The organism is Aquabacterium sp. (assembly GCF_036273115.1).
Taxonomy (GTDB): Bacteria; Pseudomonadota; Gammaproteobacteria; order Burkholderiales; family Burkholderiaceae_C; genus Aquabacterium.
Genome location: NZ_DASUIN010000002.1, coordinates 125,479 through 146,964, shown reverse-complemented (window position 1 = coordinate 146,964; position 21,486 = coordinate 125,479). Strand labels below are relative to the sequence as shown.

At 58.2% G+C, this 21,486-nt stretch carries 22 protein-coding genes; 4 read left to right on the top strand and 18 right to left on the bottom strand.

Translation table 11 applies throughout. From position 1 onward, the window contains the following. Positions 1–6: 6 nt before the first annotated feature. Positions 7–2,370, bottom strand: coding sequence for a DNA translocase FtsK (locus VFW72_RS01420; RefSeq protein ID WP_414638766.1), 2,364 nt, complete (start codon positions 2,368–2,370; stop codon positions 7–9). A 149-nt stretch (positions 2,371–2,519) separates the two neighbouring features. Then, positions 2,520–3,191 (bottom strand): Crp/Fnr family transcriptional regulator, encoded by a 672-nt coding sequence (locus VFW72_RS01415; RefSeq protein ID WP_329672473.1) that lies wholly within the window; start codon positions 3,189–3,191, stop codon positions 2,520–2,522. A gap of 227 nt (positions 3,192–3,418) precedes the next feature. On the opposite strand from VFW72_RS01415, the gene trxB reads away from it, so the two are divergent. The 4 genes from trxB to fabI all read left to right on the top strand — a co-directional run bounded on the left by trxB (position 3,419) and on the right by fabI (position 5,911). Next, positions 3,419–4,375, top strand: a complete 957-nt coding sequence (gene trxB, locus VFW72_RS01410) for a thioredoxin-disulfide reductase (RefSeq protein ID WP_329672472.1) — start codon at positions 3,419–3,421, stop codon at positions 4,373–4,375. A gap of 231 nt (positions 4,376–4,606) precedes the next feature. Continuing rightward, the gene (rpmB, locus tag VFW72_RS01405) at positions 4,607–4,840 is read left to right on the top strand and encodes a 50S ribosomal protein L28 (RefSeq protein ID WP_329672471.1); all 234 of its coding nucleotides are present in this window, start codon (positions 4,607–4,609) and stop codon (positions 4,838–4,840) included. 16 nt (positions 4,841–4,856) lie between these two features. Continuing rightward, positions 4,857–5,027 (top strand): 50S ribosomal protein L33, encoded by a 171-nt coding sequence (gene rpmG / locus VFW72_RS01400; protein WP_130966209.1) that lies wholly within the window; start codon positions 4,857–4,859, stop codon positions 5,025–5,027. A 98-nt stretch (positions 5,028–5,125) separates the two neighbouring features. Further along, complete coding sequence (gene fabI / locus VFW72_RS01395) at positions 5,126–5,911, top strand: enoyl-ACP reductase FabI (protein WP_329672470.1); 786 nt, start codon at positions 5,126–5,128, stop codon at positions 5,909–5,911. A 2-nt stretch (positions 5,912–5,913) separates the two neighbouring features. Here the strand turns inward: fabI and VFW72_RS01390 are convergent, their stop codons facing one another. From VFW72_RS01390 to VFW72_RS01315, 16 genes are all read right to left on the bottom strand, one after another. Continuing rightward, on the bottom strand, positions 5,914–6,279 hold the full coding sequence (locus VFW72_RS01390) for a response regulator (protein ID WP_329672469.1): 366 nt from the start codon (positions 6,277–6,279) through the stop codon (positions 5,914–5,916). 26 nt (positions 6,280–6,305) lie between these two features. Beyond that, positions 6,306–7,277, bottom strand: a complete 972-nt coding sequence (locus VFW72_RS01385) for a chemotaxis protein CheX (RefSeq protein WP_329672468.1) — start codon at positions 7,275–7,277, stop codon at positions 6,306–6,308. A 29-nt stretch (positions 7,278–7,306) separates the two neighbouring features. After that, positions 7,307–7,864, bottom strand: a complete 558-nt coding sequence (locus tag VFW72_RS01380) for a hypothetical protein (protein ID WP_329672467.1) — start codon at positions 7,862–7,864, stop codon at positions 7,307–7,309. A 5-nt stretch (positions 7,865–7,869) separates the two neighbouring features. Beyond that, positions 7,870–8,592, bottom strand: a complete 723-nt coding sequence (locus VFW72_RS01375; protein WP_329672466.1) for a methyl-accepting chemotaxis protein — start codon at positions 8,590–8,592, stop codon at positions 7,870–7,872. A gap of 139 nt (positions 8,593–8,731) precedes the next feature. Further along, positions 8,732–11,017 (bottom strand): Hpt domain-containing protein, encoded by a 2,286-nt coding sequence (locus VFW72_RS01370; protein ID WP_329672465.1) that lies wholly within the window; start codon positions 11,015–11,017, stop codon positions 8,732–8,734. A 290-nt stretch (positions 11,018–11,307) separates the two neighbouring features. Then, entirely contained in the window at positions 11,308–12,507 is a 1,200-nt protein-coding gene (locus VFW72_RS01365) for a DesA family fatty acid desaturase (protein ID WP_329672464.1), read from the bottom strand. A gap of 169 nt (positions 12,508–12,676) precedes the next feature. Next, positions 12,677–13,108: a hypothetical protein gene (locus VFW72_RS01360; RefSeq protein WP_329672463.1), complete on the bottom strand. Its 432-nt coding sequence runs from the start codon at positions 13,106–13,108 to the stop codon at positions 12,677–12,679. Positions 13,109–13,126: 18 nt separating this feature from the next. Next, a complete protein-coding gene (locus VFW72_RS01355) occupies positions 13,127–14,431 on the bottom strand; it encodes a hypothetical protein (RefSeq protein ID WP_329672462.1) in 1,305 nt (434 codons plus the stop codon). A gap of 206 nt (positions 14,432–14,637) precedes the next feature. After that, on the bottom strand, positions 14,638–15,069 hold the full coding sequence (locus VFW72_RS01350) for a hypothetical protein (protein ID WP_329672461.1): 432 nt from the start codon (positions 15,067–15,069) through the stop codon (positions 14,638–14,640). An 18-nt stretch (positions 15,070–15,087) separates the two neighbouring features. Further along, positions 15,088–16,527, bottom strand: a complete 1,440-nt coding sequence (locus tag VFW72_RS01345; protein ID WP_329672460.1) for a hypothetical protein — start codon at positions 16,525–16,527, stop codon at positions 15,088–15,090. A 344-nt stretch (positions 16,528–16,871) separates the two neighbouring features. Further along, positions 16,872–17,600 (bottom strand): lysophospholipid acyltransferase family protein, encoded by a 729-nt coding sequence (locus VFW72_RS01340; protein WP_329672459.1) that lies wholly within the window; start codon positions 17,598–17,600, stop codon positions 16,872–16,874. Between the two features lie 55 nt (positions 17,601–17,655). Next, positions 17,656–18,987 carry a dihydroorotase gene (locus VFW72_RS01335; protein ID WP_329672458.1) on the bottom strand — a complete coding sequence of 444 codons (1,332 nt, stop codon included), beginning with the start codon at positions 18,985–18,987 and terminating at the stop codon, positions 17,656–17,658. Next, on the bottom strand, positions 18,984–19,967 hold the full coding sequence (locus VFW72_RS01330) for an aspartate carbamoyltransferase catalytic subunit (RefSeq protein WP_329672457.1): 984 nt from the start codon (positions 19,965–19,967) through the stop codon (positions 18,984–18,986). Before VFW72_RS01330 ends, VFW72_RS01335 begins: the two co-directional genes overlap by 4 nt. Beyond that, positions 19,967–20,497: a bifunctional pyr operon transcriptional regulator/uracil phosphoribosyltransferase PyrR gene (gene pyrR, locus VFW72_RS01325; RefSeq protein ID WP_329672456.1), complete on the bottom strand. Its 531-nt coding sequence runs from the start codon at positions 20,495–20,497 to the stop codon at positions 19,967–19,969. Before pyrR ends, VFW72_RS01330 begins: the two co-directional genes overlap by 1 nt. Then, entirely contained in the window at positions 20,497–20,898 is a 402-nt protein-coding gene (gene ruvX / locus VFW72_RS01320) for a Holliday junction resolvase RuvX (RefSeq protein WP_329672455.1), read from the bottom strand. The genes pyrR and ruvX overlap by 1 nt, the downstream gene beginning before the upstream one ends. Continuing rightward, on the bottom strand, positions 20,895–21,482 hold the full coding sequence (locus VFW72_RS01315) for a YqgE/AlgH family protein (RefSeq protein WP_329672454.1): 588 nt from the start codon (positions 21,480–21,482) through the stop codon (positions 20,895–20,897). The genes ruvX and VFW72_RS01315 overlap by 4 nt, the downstream gene beginning before the upstream one ends. Between the last annotated feature and the right edge of the window lie 4 nt (positions 21,483–21,486).

Genomic DNA, 21,486 nt, shown 5'->3' with positions numbered 1-21,486 from the left:
TTGCGCTCAGGCGTCCCACGGTGCAGCCGTGGCCCCACCCTCGCCGCCTCGCGCAGGCACCAGCAACTCGCGGTTGCCATTGGTGGCCATGCTGGATACGAGTCCAGACTTTTCCATTTGTTCCAGCAAACGCGCCGCGCGGTTGTAGCCAATGCGCAGATGCCGCTGAACCAGCGAAATGGATGCTTTCTTGTGCTGCAGCACGATGGCCACGGCGTTGTCGTACATCGGGTCTTGCTCACCGTCGCCGCCCCCCATCGGAGAGCCGTCAAGGTTGCTGCCCTCATCGCTGAGGTTGCCGCCTTCGAGAATGCCTTCGATGTAGTTGGGCTCCCCCTGGGTCTTGAGGTATTCGACCACGCGGTGCACTTCGTCATCGCTCACGAAAGCGCCGTGCACACGCACAGGCAGGCCCGTGCCGGGCGCCAGGTACAACATGTCACCCTGCCCCAGCAAGGCTTCTGCGCCCATTTGATCGAGGATGGTTCGGCTGTCGATCTTGCTCGAGACCTGGAACGAAATGCGGGTCGGGATGTTGGCCTTGATCAGGCCAGTGATGACATCAACAGAAGGCCGTTGGGTAGCCAAGATCAGGTGCACCCCAGCGGCCCGCGCTTTCTGAGCCAGGCGAGCGATCAGCTCTTCGATCTTCTTGCCCACGACCATCATCAGGTCGGCCAATTCATCAATGACGATGACGATGTGCGGCAAGCGCTCAAGTGGCTCGGGCTCTTCCGGCGTCAAGCTGAATGGATTGGGGATGAGTTCGCCTCGGGCCTTGGCCTCGTCCATTTTCTTGTTGTAGCCCGCCAGGTTGCGCACGCCCATTTTGGACATGAGCTTGTAGCGGCGCTCCATTTCGCCCACAGCCCAGTTCAAGGCATTGCCCGCCTGCTTCATGTCGGTCACGACCGGACACAGCAGGTGCGGGATGCCTTCGTAGACGCTCATTTCCAGCATCTTCGGGTCGATGAGGATGAGGCGCACGTCACGCGCTTCGGCCTTGTACAACAAGCTCAGAATGGTGGCGTTGATGCCCACCGACTTACCCGAGCCGGTGGTACCGGCGACCAGACAGTGCGGCATCTTGGCCAGGTCAGCCACGACAGGCGCCCCCACAATGTCCTTGCCCAATCCGATCGTGAGCATGGACTGTGCCTCGTGATAGACCTGCGAGCCGAGAATTTCAGCCAGGCGAATCATCTGGCGCTTGGCATTGGGCAACTCCAGCGCCATCAGGTTCTTGCCTGGAATGGTTTCGACCACGCGAATGGACACCAAGGACAAGGATCGAGCCAGGTCTTTCGCCAGATTCACGATCTGCGAACCCTTCACCCCGGTGGCCGGCTCGATTTCATAACGGGTGATGACGGGCCCTGGCGACGCCGCCACGACCCGCACTTCGACCCCGAAGTCTTTCAGCTTTTTCTCGATCAGACGCGAGGTCATCTCGAGCGACTCAGGGGTGACCGTTTCCATGCGGCCACTGGCAGCATCAAGCAGATCGATCTGGGGCAGTTTGTTGTCGCCCATTTCGGCAAAGAGAGGCTTTTGCTTTTCTTTGACGACGCGCTCGGACTTGGGCACCTCAACCACAGGCTGCTCGATGATGAGCGGGATCGGTTCGATCGGGGCTTCGTGGCGCACCTCTTCCACCACGCGCTCACGCTCAATCACGGCCTGCTCGCCGATCTTGATGTCTTGCTCGACCTCGCGCTGCGCCTCGCGGCGTTCACGCAGGCGATCCACCAACTCACCAATTCGCTCGGCCACTTCCAGCCAGGAAAACCGCAAGGCCATTGAGGTACCAGCAACCAGCATGGCAATCCACAGCACACCAGAGCCGTTGAAGCCCAACCATTTGCTGCCCTGTTGCCCCAGGTACAAACCCAGAATGCCGCCCGCATGCTCCCCCGCCAGCGACAGCTCGTGACGATACAGGCGAGACCACTCCAGCGCACAACTGGCGGTCATCACCAACACCACGCCCAGCCAAAAGCGCCAACGCGGAAATGCATGTGCACTCTGCTGAGCTGGATGGGGAGCAGAACCCGCGACAGAAACCGAGGTATCGCGGCGCAACCACAAGGCCAACTGCCCCAGCCAGACGCGCAAACCGATGACCACTCCCCACCAGGCGGAATAGCCAAAGAAAAACTGCGCCACATCGGAGGCGTACGCACCCAAATGGCCAACGAGGTTGGTTGGCTCGGCGTGTTGACCCGAGGTGGTGAAGGCCGGATCAAGCGGGTTGTGACTGACCAGCGCCAGCACACACAACACCCAGATCACAGCACCAATGAGAAGTCGAGCCTGAAACCCGACCCCGGTGTCGGCAGCAGCGACCGGCTCGGCGGCCTGAGCAGCCATCTGGCGATGGAGCCGACCTGTTACACGCACAGAAGCGGCGGCGTCCGTCGGACGCTCGCCGCCACGCGCCTCAGAGGAGGCGCCAGAACGAAGGGAACCCAGAGGAAACGTCATGCCCGCATTGTGCGGGCATTTTGGGTCGACAGCGATCAGGCCGCTGCAACCAGACGTTCACGCAGCTTGACGCTGCCGGTCTCCTGGGTTTCGATCAGACCACGCTCTTCCAGGTCCTTCATGACGCGGCTGACCATTTCGCGGGAAGCACCCACGTGCTTGGCCAGATCCTGACGAGACACCTTGCCTCGGATGACCTTGTCGCCGGCTTCGTCGTCGGCCATATCGAGCAGCGCACGCGCCACGCGACCATACACATCCAGCAGGGCCAGCGACTCGATCTGGCGGTCCGCGCTGCGCAGGCGCTGCACGAGGCCGCGCAGAATGGCGTACGACAGACTGGAGTTCTCAGGCAGGCAACGAGCAAACTCGGCACGGCCCAGCACCAGCACGTCGGTCTGCACTTCGGCGCGAACGGTAGCAGAGTGGGCTTCGTTGTCGATCAGGCTCATTTCACCCAAGTAGTCGCCGGCTTCGAGCACGGCCAGGATGACTTCGCGACCGCGCTCGTCCGACGCCACGACACGGGCGCGGCCGGTCAGCAGAATGAACAGCGAATTGGTCTTGCGACCCTTTTCCACAATCAACTCACCCCGACGATAGCGGCGCTTGACCACCCCTTCGGCGATGGACTCGGCTTGCGCCTGAGTCAGCATCGAAAACAGGGGGACGCGACGGATCAAATCTAGGTTGGACAACATGGCCATGTGCAGCTCCTCTCTCGTTGAGACCGGGGTGGCCTGTCAAAAAAACAAAAAAACAAAGGACTTTTCGCCCACGTTCGTGTGTGACAAACAACCAGTCCCTACAATTTTCGGCACCAGCGAGCGATTTTTTAGGCACTTTATCGATCATGCACTTGACCGGTAGCATGGAAGTGCGCCTGAAATCCGGCACAGTTCGGTTCCTTGAGAGAAAAGAAAGAGTTCACGCCATGTCCACGCCCCAACACAGCCAGGTTCTGATCCTGGGCTCCGGCCCCGCAGGCTATACAGCCGGCATCTACGCCGCACGCGCCAACCTCAAACCCACCCTGGTCACCGGCATGGCCCAAGGCGGCCAACTGATGACAACGACCGAAGTGGACAACTGGCCTGCCGACGTCCACGGCGTTCAAGGCCCTGAATTGATGCAACGCTTCTTGCAGCACGCGGAACGCTTCAACACCCAGATGGTGTTTGACCACATCAATGAAGTGGACTTGTCCAAGCGCCCCTTCACGCTCAAGGGCGACTCCGGCACCTACACCACCGACGCCCTGATCATCGCCACCGGCGCATCGGCCAAGTACCTGGGCCTGCCGTCTGAAGAGGCCTTCATGGGCCGAGGCGTCAGCGGCTGCGCCACCTGCGACGGGTTCTTCTATCGCGACCAGGTGGTCTGCGTGGTGGGCGGGGGCAACACGGCCGTGGAAGAGGCCTTGTACCTGTCCAACATCGCTTCCAAGGTACACCTGATCCACCGCCGCGACAAGTTCCGCGCGGAAGCCATCATGATCGACAAGGTTCAGGAGAAGGTGGCTGCAGGCAAGATCGAACTGCACCTCTTCAGCGTGCTCGATGAAGTGCTGGGCGACCAGACCGGTGTGACGGGGGTGCGCCTGAAGGACGTCAACAACGGCGCCACCAAGGACATCGAACTGAAGGGCTGCTTCATTGCCATCGGCCACCAGCCCAACACCGACATTTTCAAGGGCCAACTGGAGATGAAGGACGGCTACATCATCACCCGTGGCGGCAACAACGGTTTTGCCACCATGACGAGCGTGCCCGGCGTGTTTGCTGCCGGTGATGTGCAAGATCACGTCTACCGTCAGGCCATCACCAGCGCCGGCACAGGCTGCATGGCCGCCCTCGATGCCCAGCGATTCCTCGAGCAAGGCGGGGCCTGAACCGGTATTTGTGAGACCGAATTGATCTGCTAGTTGGCTTTGGCCAAGAATCTGGCTATAATCTCGGTTTTACCAAAATTCGTCCCGGCGTGAGGTGCGCGTTTGCGTACCAAAGCGCTGGAAGGGTGTTTACCAGGTGACGAGTTGAGCAATCAACCCTCCCCTGCTCTGAGCACCAGTCACCGCAACACCTGCGCCGTACAGCGCAATTACAGTGAACGGAGAAGCGTCATGGCACGCGTCTGTCAAGTCACGGGCAAGCGCCCGATGTCTGGGAATAACATTTCCCACGCCAACAACAAAACCAAGCGTCGTTTCCTGCCCAACCTGCAGTACCGTCGTTTCTGGGTCGAGAGCGAAAACCGTTGGGTGCGTCTGCGCATTTCCACCGCCGCTCTGCGTTTGATCGACAAAGTGGGTATCGATCAGGTCCTGGCTGACCTGCGCGCCCGCGGCGAACTGTAATCAGGAGACTTGAATCATGGCTGCTAAAGGCGGACGCGAAAAGATCAAGCTGGAATCCACTGCGGGTACCGGCCACTTCTACACCACCACCAAGAACAAGAAGACCACGCCTGAAAAGCTGGAATTCATGAAGTTCGACCCCAAGGCTCGCAAGCACGTGGCCTACAAGGAAGTCAAGCTGAAGTAATTTCGGCTCTTCCCTCAAAAAACCCGCCTGACTCTGGTTTGGCGGGTTTTTTTATTCCTTGTCAAAGTCTGATCGCGAGGCTGGCAGAAAATAGTCAAATGACTGAAACAACCACCCCGCACCAAGCCTTGGCAGGAAAGAAGGCTTTGATCGTTGGCGTTGCCAATGAAGCATCCATCGCTTATGGCTGCGCCAAAGCATTCAAGGATCTGGGCGCCGACGTGTGCCTCACCTATCAAAACGATAAGGCCAAGCCCTTTGTCGAGCCGATTGCCCTGGAACTGGGCGCGGAGATCTTCGCGCCGTTGGACGTGACTCAAGCGGATCAAATGGATGCCCTGTTTGAGACCATTACCCAACGTTGGGGCAAGATCGACTTGCTGGTGCACTCCATCGCCTTTGCACCCAAGGCAGATCTTCAAAACGGTTTGCTGATGAGTTCCGCGGAAGGGTTTGCCAAGGCGATGGACATCTCATGCCATTCGTTCTTGCGCCTGGCTCGAAGAGCTGTGCCGCTGATGTCTGATGGCGGCTGCATGTTCGCCATGAGCTATCACGGTGCGAACAAGGTGGTTCCCAACTACAACCTGATGGGTCCGGTTAAAGCCGCCTTAGAGGCCGCATGCCGGTATTTGGCCTACGAGCTGGGGCCAAAAAAAATCCGGGTGCATGCAATATCACCCGGACCGATTCAGACGCGCGCGGCATCTGGTTTGAAGGAATTTGATGTTTTGCTCGCTCATTCAGTCAGCACGGCGCCCATCGGCGAGCCCGTCGATGTCATGGACGTGGGATTGACCTGCGCCTATCTGGCAAGCCCCTACGCACGACATCTGACCGGATCCACCGTCTATGTAGACGGCGGCATCAACATCATGGCCTGAGTTTACTCAGCCAGCTTCTTGAAGGTAGCGATCACCGCATCGCCCTTGAAGGGCTTCACGATCCAACCCTTGATGCCGGCCGCCTTGCCACGCTCCTTCATGATGGGCGTGTTTTCGGTGGTCAGCATGATGATGTTGACGGTGGCATTGCCCAGCTCACCGCGGATCTTCTCGGCCATGGTCAGGCCATCCATGTTGGGCATGTTGACGTCACTGACGATCAGCTTGACACGGGGATCGGCCTTCAGCTTGGCCAGACCATCGCGACCATCGACGGCGGTGATCACATCCAGACCGTTTTTCTTCAGGAAATCACCGACTTCATTGCGGACGGTGGCGGAGTCATCGACGACTAGAACTTGTGCCATGGCATTTCACCTCATTGAGAAAATAATCAGAAGAGCTCCAGCTCGCCCGAGTCAAACAGATCTTCGACCTGGGCTTCGTTTTCCTTGAACTTGTCAGGATTCCAGCTCAGATTGAACACAAAACGCTGATAGATGACCATCGGAGGCACTTTGCCAGACTGATCGTTCAGCGTGTAACGGAAACACAGTTGCGGGTCTTCAGAACCAAAGGAGATGTAGCGATGCAGGTGGTTCACGATGATGGGAACCTGTGTTGCTCGCCCCTCCAGCGCCTCGTACGAGATATAGCGGTTCTTGAATGACCCCCACACCAGGTTGGTCACTTCACCCAGCACCTGGTTGATGTCGCGGAAGTTCACTTCCTCGTTGACACCGATGTGGGTTTTGTCATCTTCGACAAATTGAACCAGCGGACCTTCCTCGGTCTGCAGCATCATGTAGCCACGACACCAGTTGCTTTCCAGAGGAATCAAGCTGAACAGCTCGCCGTAAATGATGCGATCACGCACGATATAGGGCGCTTCGGTGGCGACATCCACGCCCTTGAACTGGCTTTCCAGCGCAGCCTTGGTGATTTCAGTGATGCCACGCACCAAGGCGTTGGGGTACACGAGGCTGAAAATCGACTCGTGGATGACGGGGCCGAGTTTGTCGATGTGATCAATGGTGTAGGCATGACTGAACAAGCCACGCTGCATTTCCGGCAGGTCATCCAGGTTGTCGACTTGGTTGCGACGGAAAAAGATCGGCAGTTCAGGACGAACTTCGTGAATTTCCTTGGCAAACGAGTAGCCGTCGCTGGAAGGAACACCGTAACCTTCAGAGAGGAAAATGGCGCCCAGGTCCACGTTGGACTTCATGACAGCCATGACGTTCTCGGACTGTGCGCGCAGCGTCACGAGATGGTTGGCGTCGCAAAATGCCTTGATCCGCATGCCGCATTCGGGCGAATCATCCAGAACCAGCACTTTGCTGACGAGTTCAGCCTTTTCAACCATATAGGGATCCTCGATTCTTCGTTGAGCGACTAGAACAATTCCAGTTCGCCGTTGGTTTCCTCTTCAGCCTGCGTCATGTCAACCGCGAAGTCGATGTCAGCAAAATCACACACGCACAAACTGGCGTGCATGGTGAGCGTCTCGTTGATCGAGATCTTGAAATGTTTGATGTAGCCGGCCTCTAGCTCTTGCAGGTAGTCCACGCAGTCGCGATCGAGGACATTGGGAGTTGACATGCCCAAGTGCGGAAAGTGATGCGCGAGCTCGCGATTGAGGGTTCCGCAGAAAATGTTGCCGCACTCGCAGATGACGTCGAGAAAGTCCGATTCGGTCATGGATTCAGCATCAGCGCGATTGATGGCAGCGAAGTGCTGTTTCGTTTCGCGGTTGAGGGTGAAATAGATCATCGTCATGACACGAAACAGGTATGACGACACGGTCAGCAACACCACCTTCTTTTCGGTGATGTCCTTGACGTTGTCGATGACCTCGACATCGCAACGGCTGTCCGACGACTCGCTCAGGGCGCTCGACAGCGCACTCTTTACGATGTAGTCAAATCCGTCTTTGGCTTGCTGAGTGATCATGGTCTTCAGGCCGCTTCAAGAGCGTCTTTCGTCTTGCTGTTGATCAACTGCAATTCGGTGACCGCACCGATGATCATCTTCCCGCCTGCCTGCAGATCCTGGAAGGTGGTGGTGGTGATCAGGTCATTCTTGTAGAGGTTGTTGCGGTAGTCGTTCGACAAGGCTTCGGCGCGGTTGGCCAAGGTGCGAACTTCGTTGGCCACAACAGCAAAGCCGCGCCCCAACTCGCCCGCCCTGGCCGCTTCGATCGAAGCGTTCAAGGCCACGATCACCACCTGGCGCACGATGGCGGCGAACTCGTCATTGCGTTCGTGCATCTGGCGGTTGTGGGTCAACAGAACGTTCATGTCGGCGTGCCACCGTTCGAAGGTCTTGATCAGGCCCAGCAGGTTGTTGATCGAGTCGGCCAAGCGTTCGCAATTGACCAGGGTCTGTTCGCGATTTTCAGCGGCACCCGACTGCACATCCTGCAGCTGGCGATCGAGCGAGCGCTTGAGATCAGCCAGTTGCGACTGCGCAGACGATTGCTCCTGATCGCGTTGCTGATGGAGCTCATCCAGCTGCTGACGCAGTTCGGCAACGGCCTGCTGCAGAGCCTGTTCACGGGCATCGGCTTCGGCTCGGGACACCACCTCACCTTGCTTCAGTGCCGCCTTGCGGGCGCGCCAGGCCATGCCGCCAGCCCCCAGCAGGCATCCTGTCAGAAAGAGAATTGCGTAGAGCAACATGTTCAAGCCTCGAGAGATTCGGGTCTGAGACCGCTATTCACATCACGAATAACGGGGCTGATTCATGACTGGATATCGGCCGGTTTGGCAAGGCATAAAGTCCTAGTCCAGTCAGAAATGCCGTGTCTTTTTTCTCAGTTCAAGCCGACAGGTGAGCCGCAAACTTTTCGGGCAGGCTGATCACCAGCTCGAAGGGGCGCATTTCAGCTGCGGCGTTGTCGTCGGTGAATTGGATGGCCACATCACCGCCTTCACGCTGCAGGAAGCCCTTGACAGCATCCATCCCCACACCTCGGCCAGACACTTCTGTGACCTTCTCGGCCGTAGAGAAGCCTGAGGCAAAGATCAGCTGAGCGACTTGCTCTGGAGGCACCGCATCACCGGCTTGAATCAGACCGTTGTCGATGGCCTTCTGGCGAATCTTGCCAACAGCCAGTCCTCGACCGTCATCCCCCAGACGGAAGACCAGTCGGCCCCCCTCTGTGCTGAGCTTCAAGCGGATGTGACCGGCCGCACTCTTGCCTGCGGCTTCTCGAACCTCGGCGGTTTCCAGGCCATGGTCCATGGAGTTGCGGAAGACGTGAGTGAAGACGTTCTTGAGCAAGCCCACGATCTGTGTGCGAACCACGATGCCATGGTCTTCAATGGAGATCTTGGGCGGCTCCTTGCCCAGTTCCTTCGCCAGAGATGGCATGGACTCGATGATGCCGGCCAGAACGTGGTCGATTTTCTCGGTGCCGATCAGGCTCAGGGTCTGATCCACCTCGTGCAGCGCTGCCTTCATGGCCTCGGCATCGGCGGCCTTGGCGGACTTGATCAGGTTGAGGGCGCGGGCTACGTGGTCCTTCTCGACCATCAGGAACTTCTCGACGCTGCCGCGGCGACCTGGGCCCTTGCGTCCCAGCTTGACGTCGTTGATCTTGCCGTACTCATCCAACAAGGCATCGACTTGATCCAGTTGGGCCAACATGGCTTCGGGCTCCCAGGCCTTCTCGGGATCCTTGCGCAGGTCGTCGTACACCTGCTCGGTTTCGTGCACGGTGTTGGTCATGTTCAGCAGACCATAGGTACGGGCATTGCCCTTGATGGTGTGCATGTTGCGGAACAACAGGCCCACTGCATCCTGGTCCTTGCCAGCCGCGTTCTTGATGATCTCGCGGTTTTCGGCCACGAACTTCTTGGCGCTGTCGATGAACTCCTGGAACTTCTCCTGGCTGACCGCCAGGATTTCGCCAATGATTTCCAGCTCGCGCTTCTGAGCGCCAGCTTCGCTGGCCAAGCGCTTGAGCTCGGTCACGTCACGCACACACAGCATCAGCTTCTCGACCACATCGTTGTCGTCGGTGATGGGCGACCAGCTCAGCTCCAGACTCTTGACCACGCCATTGGGCATGGTCTTGTCGAACTCGGTGGCCAACAGGTGCGAGTTGAACTCGTAGTTCATGGCGTCTTCGCCAATCACCGAGCCGACGGCGACTTCCACGGTGGACAGCGCATCGGAGCCCAGGGTGGTGTTGCTGAACACCAGATCCATCATGTTCTTGCCCGCGATCTCGGTGGTTTCGAAGATGTTCTCCATGTAGGCCGAGTACTCTGGGTGGATCACGCCGCCTGGCAGCACGGTCAACACGCCTTGAGGCATGTTTTCCAACATGGCCTGGATGTCGTTGGTCTTCTGACGCAATTGAGCGGTCCGCTCGGCCACACGCAGTTCCAGAGTGGCGTTCTGCTCTGCGATCACAGCCATCATGCGAACGTTGTTGCGGATGAAGAACACCAGCACGCCCATGAAGCACAAGTTCATCAAGCCCAGAGCGATACCCATATAGAGGTTGAGCTTGACGGTACCCTGCGAGTCAGCCAGGGTCTTGACGAAATTGCCATAGCTGGCTTCACGGAACACCTTGATCGATTCACGCAGAGATGCCAGCAACTGGTTCATCTTCTTGGCGTCGATGTTGGTGTCCTTGTTATTCAGCGCCAACGCAGTGCGGTTCGCGATTTCCTGGTATTGCTTCAGGTCGGCACGCAAGCGGGCGATTTCCTTGGCTTGCTGTGGATAGATGGTCGCCATTTCCTCAAAGGCTTTGTCAGCCTGTTGATAGAAATCCTGCTCTTCATCCAGCGGATCGTTGTCCCCCAGCATGACCGATCGCATGAACAGCTCTTCCATCTTGTCGAGGCGAACCATATTGGCCTCGATCTTTTGCAAGACAGGGAAGTACAAGTCCTTGATCGCGGTGAGCTGATCACTGCTCTGGAACGATTTCTGAACGCTGAAGGTGGTCACGGCCAGGAACACCAGGATGGCAACACCCACCATGATGATGATTTTGCGCATCGGGTTGGAACTGCCCCCTCCGCCGCCTGATGCCTCATGTCCGGGGGTTCCCGAACTGGTCGACGTTGCTGGCGATCCTTGCATGATTTGCTCCATAAGCCTTCAACCTTTGAATGAATGCGTGCGGAAAATGGACTGCGGCCAATTCACTGCCTTTTCAGAATACGGCAACCACACCGATCTGAAGGACACGAAAAAGCAGCCTGATGTCAGGCTAATCTCACCCTTCCGCAGCCTGATATCGGCCGAATTCCCGGATGATGAAGACCGCCCGCACCACTTTTTCCATTTCAATACACGGAATCTGCGGCAAACGACCAAAAAAAAGCTGCCTCGCAGGCAGCTTCGTGAGCGGAGGAACAAACCTGACTGGTTCAGGCATGCGCTGCGCGCACCTTGCGTGAAAACTCTTGCAAGGCGGCAATGCCACTGGCCTCGGCACGTTGGCACCAGGCCTGCAGGTCTTGCACCAATTGCTCGGCCGAGACGTTGGTTCGAGTCCAGATCGCGCGGAGCTCTTCGCGCATTTGAATCAGTTGATCAAGTTTGGGGCTGACGCCTCGCGCTTGCTGAACCATCTGGCGCAGTGCAACCGGCACCTGAGCTTCATCGCGAGCCATCCACTTGCGAACGGCATGGAGCTTGGCTGCAGCGGCTTCCTGGCCATTCGACTTGAGGCGCTCCAGCTCAGAGCGGCATGCCGCACGAACTTCACTGGCGTACCCGGCCATCAACTCATAACGATTGGCCACGATGGCTTCAAGCGTCTTGGCATCAGCCTGGGGTTTGATCTCTCCCAACTGAAGCTTGGGCGCGATCTTGCGAACCTTGGCCAAGCCCATCAATTCCAGCGCACGAATGTAGCCCCAGCCAATGTCGAACTCGAAAGGCTTGACGGACAGCTTCGCCGAGGTCGGGTAGGTGTGATGGTTGTTGTGCAACTCTTCGCCACCAATGATCAGACCAATGGGAGAAATGTTGGTGGAAGCATCAGGCGCTTCAAAGTTGCGGTAACCCCAGAAGTGCCCCAGGCCATTGACAATGCCTGCGGCGAAAACGGGAATCCACAGCATTTGAACGGCCCACACGGTGATGCCAATGACACCGAACAAGGCCAGGTCGATCAACAGCATGGTGATCGGGCCCCAATTGTTGCGTGGGGTATAGAGATGGCGCTCAAGCCAGTCATCCGGGGTGTTGTGACCGTATTTCTTGAGGGTCTCGGCGTTAGCCGCTTCCTTGGCGTAAAGCTCACGGCCTTCGAGCAAAACGGTTTTGATGCCGTGCGCCACCGGGCTATGAGGGTCTTCAGCGGTTTCACATTTCGCGTGGTGCTTGCGGTGAACCGAAACCCACTGCTTGGTGACTGTGCTGGTGGTCAGCCACAGCCAGAAGCGGAAAAAGTGCGAGGGGATCGCGTGGAGGTCCAGCGCACGGTGCGCCTGGCAGCGGTGCAAAAAAATCGTGACAGACGCAATCGTGATGTGGGTCAGCACCAAGGTGGCCACCACGATCTGCCACCAACTGGCATTCAGCAGACCGTGGGTGGCCCATTCCAGAACAAAGTCCAACATTCAAAACCTCGATATCGAAGTGGGAATTGTAGGTTGCCCCGGCTGCTTGATTCGTGACACACCACAAACAATAAGGGCCGCCACCGGATTCGGTGACGGCCCTTTCAGGAAGACTGTGCAATGCGACCGAACCTGCAGCGCTTTCAGGATAGCTGCAGGCTCCAGTCGATCATTCCACGATCAACACCACTTTCACGGTGCTATCCACCGCGGACTTTTCAATGTAGCCGATCGCGTCAGGGTTGTTCGCGACGAACTTCTTGACGTCTGATGCAGTGGTCAGTTCCTTAGGAGGAGTGGCCTTCCCGGAGAAGGTCAAACGCGCCCAAGTGGCTTTCACCTGTGCACCGGTTTTACCGGCCGCCTTGCTGTAGAACTGCTCGCGCACAGCGGCAGATTCAGGCAAGTCAGCAGGCGCAGCGGTGGCACCAGAAGGCAAGGTGTTGGACTTACCCAGGAACACGGCGGCGACCTGTTCAGGCGTCATCGATGCCATGGGGCTTTTCGGGTTGACGATGACTGCCACTTGAGCCGAGGCCGCTTGAGCCAGGGTCATGAGACCAGCCACAACCAGAGATTGAAGGGTGAATTTGATGCTCATAGTAGTTCTCCCTTCGGCTTAGAAAACAAAGTCGACGGAGAGCGTCAGGACACTGATGTCCTTCGGCTTGTTCAGGAATTTTGAGCCGCCCAGCACAGCAGAAGCAGCGTCATCAACCAGGAACTGACCGTTCGAATTCTTCGGAATGGCGACGTAGTCGTACTGCGCTTTGACCGCCACGCCAGAACGGGCATCCCAGCGCACGCCCATGCTCTTGGTGTCCTGGTTCAGCTTCTGCGTGTTGAACAGCGCAGTGCTACCGATTTGCACGAATGGACCCAAACGGGTCAAGGCGCCATCAACCGATGCGTTGGGGTTCGTCACAGACAAACGCGACATCGAAACGTAGGGCAGTACCGAGCCGAGTCGATAGCCGGCCAGCGCATACCAACCCTTCAGGGCGGGGATATAGCCCTTCTTGTCGATTCCACGCTTGCCGTATTCGGCGCTCAGAACAATATTGTCCTGGTCGTAGGTCAGGCCGACGCCAGTGAAGCTGGCATTGACATTGTCGGTGGTCAGTCGGCTGACCGCATCCTGCTTGTCCGCGTCGGTGCCTGATGCCGCCTCAGCGTATCCGATCACCTTTTCAGCAGTCGGCGAGTTCACAGCCAGCTTGCCCTTCAGGTAGCCCGCACGCCATGACCACCCGTTGTCGAACTCGCCTTGCAAGTTCAACCCCTTGATGCGACTCAGCACCACTTCGCTGGCGGCAACGGCGTTGGCTTGGCCCAGGGAATGCAGCGCGCTGGCATATTTGTTCGTGGCCTTGCCTGCCCAAAAGGAGGAAGTCAAGGTCATCGAGCCCAAGTTCGTTTGGTAGCTCACATCGCCACCCTCAAATGAACTCACGGGTACTTGACCGTAGACGTCCAGGTTGGGACGAACCGCTGTGTTTGCGTAGCCGACATCGCGGAAGTCAGAGATCATGAAGATCGGGGCCCCCATGCGACCGGCACGGAAAGACAAACCGGGCGTCGCTTGCCACTTGGCGAAGGCCCACTCCATCTTGGGTTCGTACTGCCCTTCGGCGTCAAACTTGGTCATGACCTGGGCGGTACCTGACAAGGTCGGTGTGAACTTGTAAGTACCTTGCACAGCAATCTTGCTGTCCGGGTCAAAGCTGGCGTGCTTGGTCGCCCCCCCCGCTTGGCCTGGGTAGGCAAAGTAAGCCTCGTCCGAATTGGTTTTGGACAGGCCCAGCGTGCCGAAGCCCGACAGGCTGAAATGGCCATCTGGAGACTGATAGCCGGCAAAGGCGCCCGAACAGGCGACCAGTGCAGCAGCAGCCAGTGGCAGATGCCGAAGTTTGGGATGAATCATTCGTTGACTCCTCAACTGAGTTGACGGTGCTTGCCTCTTGTTGAATCAGATCCCTGATTTCCAGGGGGGACTGGCAAGCAACCACGTTGCCGAGAGGCTTAGCGGTTAACGACAGCTTAGAGCGGTACTTGATAGCAGATTTATCAAATAGCTCATAAGACAACGCGCATTTCGTCACGCTTGATAACGAAATGCGCGAATGTTCCTTACTCGACGATCAGAACAACCTTAACGGTGCTGTCGACTGCGGATTTTTCAATGTAGCCAATCGCGTCCGGGTTGTTCGCGACGAACTTCTTGACATCTGCTGCCGTGGTCAGCTCCTTCGGGGGCGTAGCCTTACCAGAGAAGGTCAGCCGCGCCCAGGTCGCTTTCACCTGCGCACCGGTTTTGCCCGCAGCCTTGCTGTAGAACTGCTCGCGCACGGCGGCAGATTCAGGCAAGTCAGCAGGCGCTGCGGTGGCACCAGAAGGCAAGGTGTTGGACTTACCCAGGAACACGGCGGCGACCTGTTCAGGCGTCATCGATGCCATGGGGCTTTTCGGGTTGACGATGACCGCCACTTGAGCCGAGGCCGCTTGAGCCAGGGTCATGAGACCAGCCACAACCAGAGATTGAAGGGTGAATTTGATAGTCATGCTAGTTCTCCCCTCTGCTTAGAACACAACATCCATCGACAAAGTCAGCACATTGACCTTGCGTGGATTGTTGAGGAATGACTGCGCAGCCGGGGTGGTGGGATCAGGTGTAAAAAACAGACCCCAATGATTTGCGGGTTTATGAATTTGGTCCCACTGAGCCTTCAGAGCCACATTCGGCATCACATCCCAGCGACTCCCAACGGTGTAGGTTCGCTGTGACAGCGACTCGACGTTCATGAATGCTTGAAGCGAATCTCTCAGGCCAGTCCGCAACGCTTGCACGGATCCCACACCATCAATCGCAGCGCTTCCTGTGGTGGGTGCGGCAGGGTTGTGGTCCACGTTATAGCTGTCCACCGAGAGTCTGGACAGCGCAACGTAAGGCGTGAAGTGGCCGACCCGGTAGCCCAGGTTGACGTACCAACCGGTGGTGTCCGCCACGAAGTTGTCGCTTCTGCGCTTGGTGTACTCGGCGGTCACGATCCAGTTGTCTTGATCGTAGGTCGCGCCAAACCCCAGGAAGGAGATGTTCTTGTTCTGCGTAACCGCATTCGCATTCACCAACCCGGTGTACGAGGTACCCAAGGCGTTGATGTAAGGCAGAAGTGCGGTACCTGAGGCGTTGTAAAGCAAGTTCTGGCCGTCAGGATTCAGCGCCCGACTGGTTCTGAGGCATTCGGCCTGAGCCACAGCACTCGCCAAACAGTTGCCAGCCTGCAGCATCGTATCGATAGAGTCGGATGTCAGGTTGAACTTGGACTTGGCGTAACCAGCTCGCAGAGTCAAACCGCTATCGGTTTCTGCAGTCAGGTTGATGCCCTTCAAGCGAGACAACTCGAAATTCGAGGGACCCAACTCCAGTGAGCCTTTGCGAAGTGCCGAGGTGTAATCATCCTTGGCATTGCCGGCGTAAAAAGTCGCATTCAGCGTAGTCGACCCAAGGTTGTATTGGTAGGTGACATCTATTCCCTCCATCTTGTCGGTGGGAACCTGACCGTACACATCGAGATTCGGTCGGACTGCCGTATTGGCATAACCCACGTTTCGGAAGTCGGAAATCATGAAGAACGGGGCGCCCATCTTGCCGACACGGAAGTTCAACGCGGGTGCTGCCTGCCATTTGACAAAAGCCCAGTCGAACCCGGGGGTGAACTGCCCGACTGCGTCGTACTTGGACATCAACTGAGCGGTCGCGCTGACCGATGGCACAAATTTGTATGTGCCTTGCAAAGCGAGTTTGGTGTCTGGCGTAAACGAAGGCCGCTTGCCTGCCCCGCCTCCCTGCCCTGGGTAATTGAACTGCACATCATTTGTGCTGGTACTGACGGCGCCCAAGGTGCCAAAGCCCGATAAGTTGAAATTTCCATCGGGCGACTGGTAACCGGCATAGGCGCCAGAGCAGGCGACCAATGCTGCGGCAGCCAGAGGCAAATGCCGTAGTTTGGGTTGTTTCATGTTCGGTGACTCCTCAACTGGGTTGACGATGCTTACTCACCACTAACCATCCCACTCTGGGTAAGCAGCAACCGCGTTGCCTGGTAGCTTGGCGGCCAATGACAGGTTAGATTCACAATTTGGGTCAAATGAATCCAACAAGACGCAGAACAACGCGCAATTCCTCGGGCCAACAAAATTGGCACGAGGGTGGGTCGTTTGGGCCTGCTGTCGGCAGATGTCCCAGCCGGTGAACTGGCATATCGAACTCCTGGGCGCTTGGTGACGGTCTGTCCGAAACAAAACTGTCCGAAAACCTGTTTTGTATCGTGCAACGTCAAAGCTACCCCCCTAGTTGAGGGGCGTCAACCGGGGATTGCGCTGTCCACCAACTCCTGAAGGCTTGCAGCCAGGCTGCGCCTATCGGCATGAGACACGGCTTGAGGAGCCAAAATCGTCACATGAACGGTCATTCCTCGAGAGGAAACGACCCACCACAGGGACTGCAGCAAGGTGGTGTCCCCCACATAGGCAGCCCGTGAACTAATCGACTCAGAGATGTCGCTATAACGCAACGACACTGGCTGAATCGGAACCTTGGCATCGATGGCAGCCTGCAAGAGGTTGGCATGAAATGGCAACACCCCATGTCCTGAACCTGTTGTGCCTTCGGGAAACACCGCCACCGTGCTGCCTTGTTGCAGGGCCTGAGACATCAAGCCGAGGACCCGCATGGCATCACGGCGGCGCTCGCGCTGCAGGTAGAGCGTACCGGCAGCGGTCACGAGTTTGCCCACCAGCGGCCAGCGGCCAACCTCGGCTTTGGACACGAAACGTGCAGGCACCACGGCGTCGATGGCCATGATGTCGAGCCAGGAGATGTGGTTGGCCACCACCAATTTGGCCCCTGCATGAGGGGTGCCATGCACCACCAACTCAATGCCCATGGCCGCCAGCAACCGAGCGGCCCAGTCTTGCGTCAACGCCATGCGCTGACGTTCATCCACACCTGGCATGCGCCAGTAGACGATGAGCAAGCCGCGGAGGATGTGCCCGAATACGCGCAGCAGACGCCACAGGGCGACTGGCCACATCCATGGCCCAGTCACCCTTGCGTGGCTGGCAGCAATCGACATCAGGCTACGGCTTTCAGTTGCCTTGCTTTTCGTAGGCAACCTGACCCGCCACCAAGGTCAAGCGCACTTGCCCGGCCAACTCAAAGCCGGTGGATTCAAATGCGAAGGGGGTGTGCTTACCTTGGCTGACCAAGGCATCCGGGGTGACTTGCCAGCGATGCGTCGGGTCAAAGACGCACACATCTGCGACCCCTCCAGGGGTAAGACGACCGGCGCTCGAAGACAAGGAGCCCAGGGCATCGCCCAACACCGACACAGGGCCCGTGGTGACAGCCGCCAAGGCGCGACGCAGACGAGCGGCATCAGGCTGATCAGTCTGATCTGCCCCCGCCCACTTCAGAGCCAGGCTCAACAACAATTCCAAACCCGTTGCACCCGGCTCAGCCTCACCAAACGGCAGGGTCTTTTCATCCTCGCTGACCGGCGTGTGATCAGACACCAGGGCGTCGAGCGTGCCGTCAGCCAAACCGGCTTGCAAGGCATCGCGGTCACGCCCTTGGCGCAGCGGTGGCGTCAGCCGCATGGCGGGGTTGAAGTAGCCAATGTCCACATCGGTCAGCATCAGCGAGTTGATGCTGACATCCGCGGTGATAGGCAGTTTCTGGGCCTTGGCCTGGCGAACCAATTCGACCCCGGCTGCACTGGAAATGCGGCACAGATGGACCCGGGCGCCCGTAGCGCGCACCAGCTCAACAATGGTGTGAATGGCGATGGTTTCCGCGCTCACCGGTACGCCAGACAAACCCAGGCGCGTGGCCACAGACCCGCTGGCCGCCACACCTTTGCCCAACCAGGCATCTTGCGGACGCAACCACACTGTGTAGCCGAAGGTCGACGCGTATTGCATGGCGCGTTGCAGCACCTGCGTGTCCTTGATCGCCACCTCGGCCTGCGAATACCCCACGCAACCGGCTTCATGCAACTCTGCCATTTCAGTCAGAGTTTCACCCTTGAGGCCACGGGTCAGTGCCCCCAAGGGGAAGAGACGGCAACGGCTGAGCTTGCGTGCACGCAGCTTGAGCATCTCAACCAAGCCGGGTTCATCCAGAGCCGGATCGGTATCGGGCAAGCACACCACACTGGTCACGCCACCGGCAGCCGCAGCGGCCAGTTCGGACTCCAGCATGCCCTCATGCTCATGGCCTGGCTCGCGCAAGCGCGCAGCCAGATCCACCAGACCTGGCGCCACCACGAGGCCAGTGGCGTCAATGACGCGGTCAGCAGTGAAGTCGGCATTGGCTTGACCCACCGCACTGATGCGTCCACCCGTGATCGCCAGGTCGCCAACTTGATCGAGGCCGGATGCAGGGTCAACCAGACGGCCGTTCTTGATGAGGATCTTCATGCTTCGTTACCAGCCAGAATGGACATGACGGCCATGCGCACCGCAATACCGAACGTCACTTGGGGAAGGATGACACTTTGCTTGCCATCGGCCACCGCAGAGTCAATCTCGACACCGCGGTTGATGGGCCCGGGGTGCATGACGATCGCATCGGGCTTGGCCAAGGCCAGCTTGTCTTCGGTCAGACCAAATTCTTTGAAGAACTCGCCGGCGCTGGGCAGCATGCCGCCGGCCATGCGTTCGTTCTGCAGGCGCAGCATGATGACGACGTCGGCATCCTTGATGCCCTCAGACATGTCATGGCACACCCGTACGCCCATTTCACGCAGGTCGCCGGGCACCAGGGTACGAGGGCCCACCACACGCACTTCAGGCACACCCAAAGTGGTCAAGGCATGGATGTTGGACCGCGCCACACGCGAGTGAACGATGTCGCCGACAATGGCCACGCTCAGGTTCGTGAAGTCTTTCTTGTAGTGCCGGATCGTGTACATGTCCAGCAAGGCTTGAGTGGGGTGCGCGTGCCGGCCATCACCGGCATTGACGACGTGCACGTGGGGCGCCACATGCTGCGCAATCAGATAAGGCGCCCCCGACTCGGAGTGGCGCACCACAAACATATCGGCACTCATGGCCGACAGGTTGGCAATGGTGTCGAGCAGGCTTTCGCCCTTGGACGCCGACGAGCGTGCGATGTCGAGGTTGATGACGTCAGCGCTCAAGCGCTTGGCCGCAATCTCGAAGGTGGTACGGGTGCGCGTGCTGTTTTCAAAAAACAGGTTGAACACGCTCTTGCCGCGCAGCAGCGGCACCTTCTTGACTTCGCGGTCGTTGACGCTCAGAAAGGTCTCGGCCGTATCCAGGATCTGGTGAATGATGGCCTTGGGCAAGCCTTCGGTCGACAACAGGTGGATCAACTCGCCATGGCTGTTGAGTTGGGGGTTGCGCTGGGGCTTTTTGATGGAGGCAGACACGGTCATCAAACCCTCTCGAAATGAAATTGGAAACGGCCATCGTCGGCGCGAGCGAGCGACACACGCTGATCTTCAGGCAAGGTGATTCGAGCAGCAGAGAACGCCGGCTCGATGGGCAACTGGCGGCCACCGCGATCCACCAGCACCGCCAGGGTCACACTGGCCGGGCGGCCGAAGTCGAACAGTTCGTTGATGACGGCGCGGGTGGTTCGCCCGGTGTAGAGCACATCATCAATCAACACGATGTGACGTCCATCCACCTCAAAAGGCAGATGGGTGGCATCTTTGGTGGAAGCCATGCCGCGCGAACCGAAGTCATCGCGGTGCAGCGCCGAGGAAATCACGCCATGCGGCTGACTCAGGCCCAAGTCACGCGCCAGGCGTTCTGCCAGCCAGGCCCCACCCGACCACACCCCGACCAGAACCGTGTCTGGGCTGTGAATCAGGCGACGCACGCCCTGCAGCATGGCGCCATACAGCGCTTCGGCATCAAGGTGGAGGCTGCTTTGCAGGGCAGTGGTTGGCTGCGAGGTCATCAGGTCTCCGATGAGAGTTCGTTGAAATACTGCTGCAAGATGATGGCAGCCGAATGTGAATCCAGATCGCGGGCGCCGTCGGCATGAGCCTCGGTGGTGGAGTAGCGTTCGTCGACCTCGTGAATAGGCAAGCGATGGCGCCCCTGCAATTGCCGCGCGAATTTGCGTGCGCGAGCGGTGTTCTCATGCTCGGCACCATCCGGGTGGAAGGGCACCCCTACCACCAACGCATCCGGGCGCCATTCTTCGATCAGGCGGGCGATTTGCGCGAAGCGGGCATCGCCCTCTGCAGCAATCGTTTTCAAGGGTTGCGCCTGACGCATCAGGCTGTTGCCCGTGGCTACACCCACACGCTTGAGGCCGTAGTCAAACGCCAGAAAGGTCTGCGTTGGCTCGCTCATGCGTGACCGGCCTCGCCCATCAGGAAGCTGCGATCAATGCCGAGCAAAGCCAGAGCCTTGTCGTAGCGCTGCTCGATGGGGGTGTCAAAAATGATGTCACTGCGGGCATCGACCGTGAGCCAGCCATTGCGACTGAGCTCTTCTTCCAGTTGCCCGGCACTCCAGCCGGAATAGCCAAGGGTGACGAACACCTTGCGCGGACCGGCGCCATGCGACAGGGCTTCCAGCACGTCACGCGAGGTGGTCATTTCCAGGCCACCCGGAATCTTGAGTGTGGAGTTGTAGTGTCCGCCCTCTTCGTCCAGGCTTTCATGCAGCACAAAACCGCGCTCAGTCTGTACGGGCCCACCGAAGAACACAGGCGCCTCGCTCAGGTCTTCACGATCCAGGTGCAAATCGACCTTTTCGAACAGGTTTTTGAGCTTGATGTCGATGGGGCGGTTGATGACCACGCCCATGGCGCCATTCTCGGTATGCTCACACATGTAGACCACCGCACCAGCGAAATTGCCATCGCTCATTCCGGGCATGGCGATCAGGAACTGATTCGTCAGATTGATGGTGTTTTTCGGGCCTTCAGACATAAGC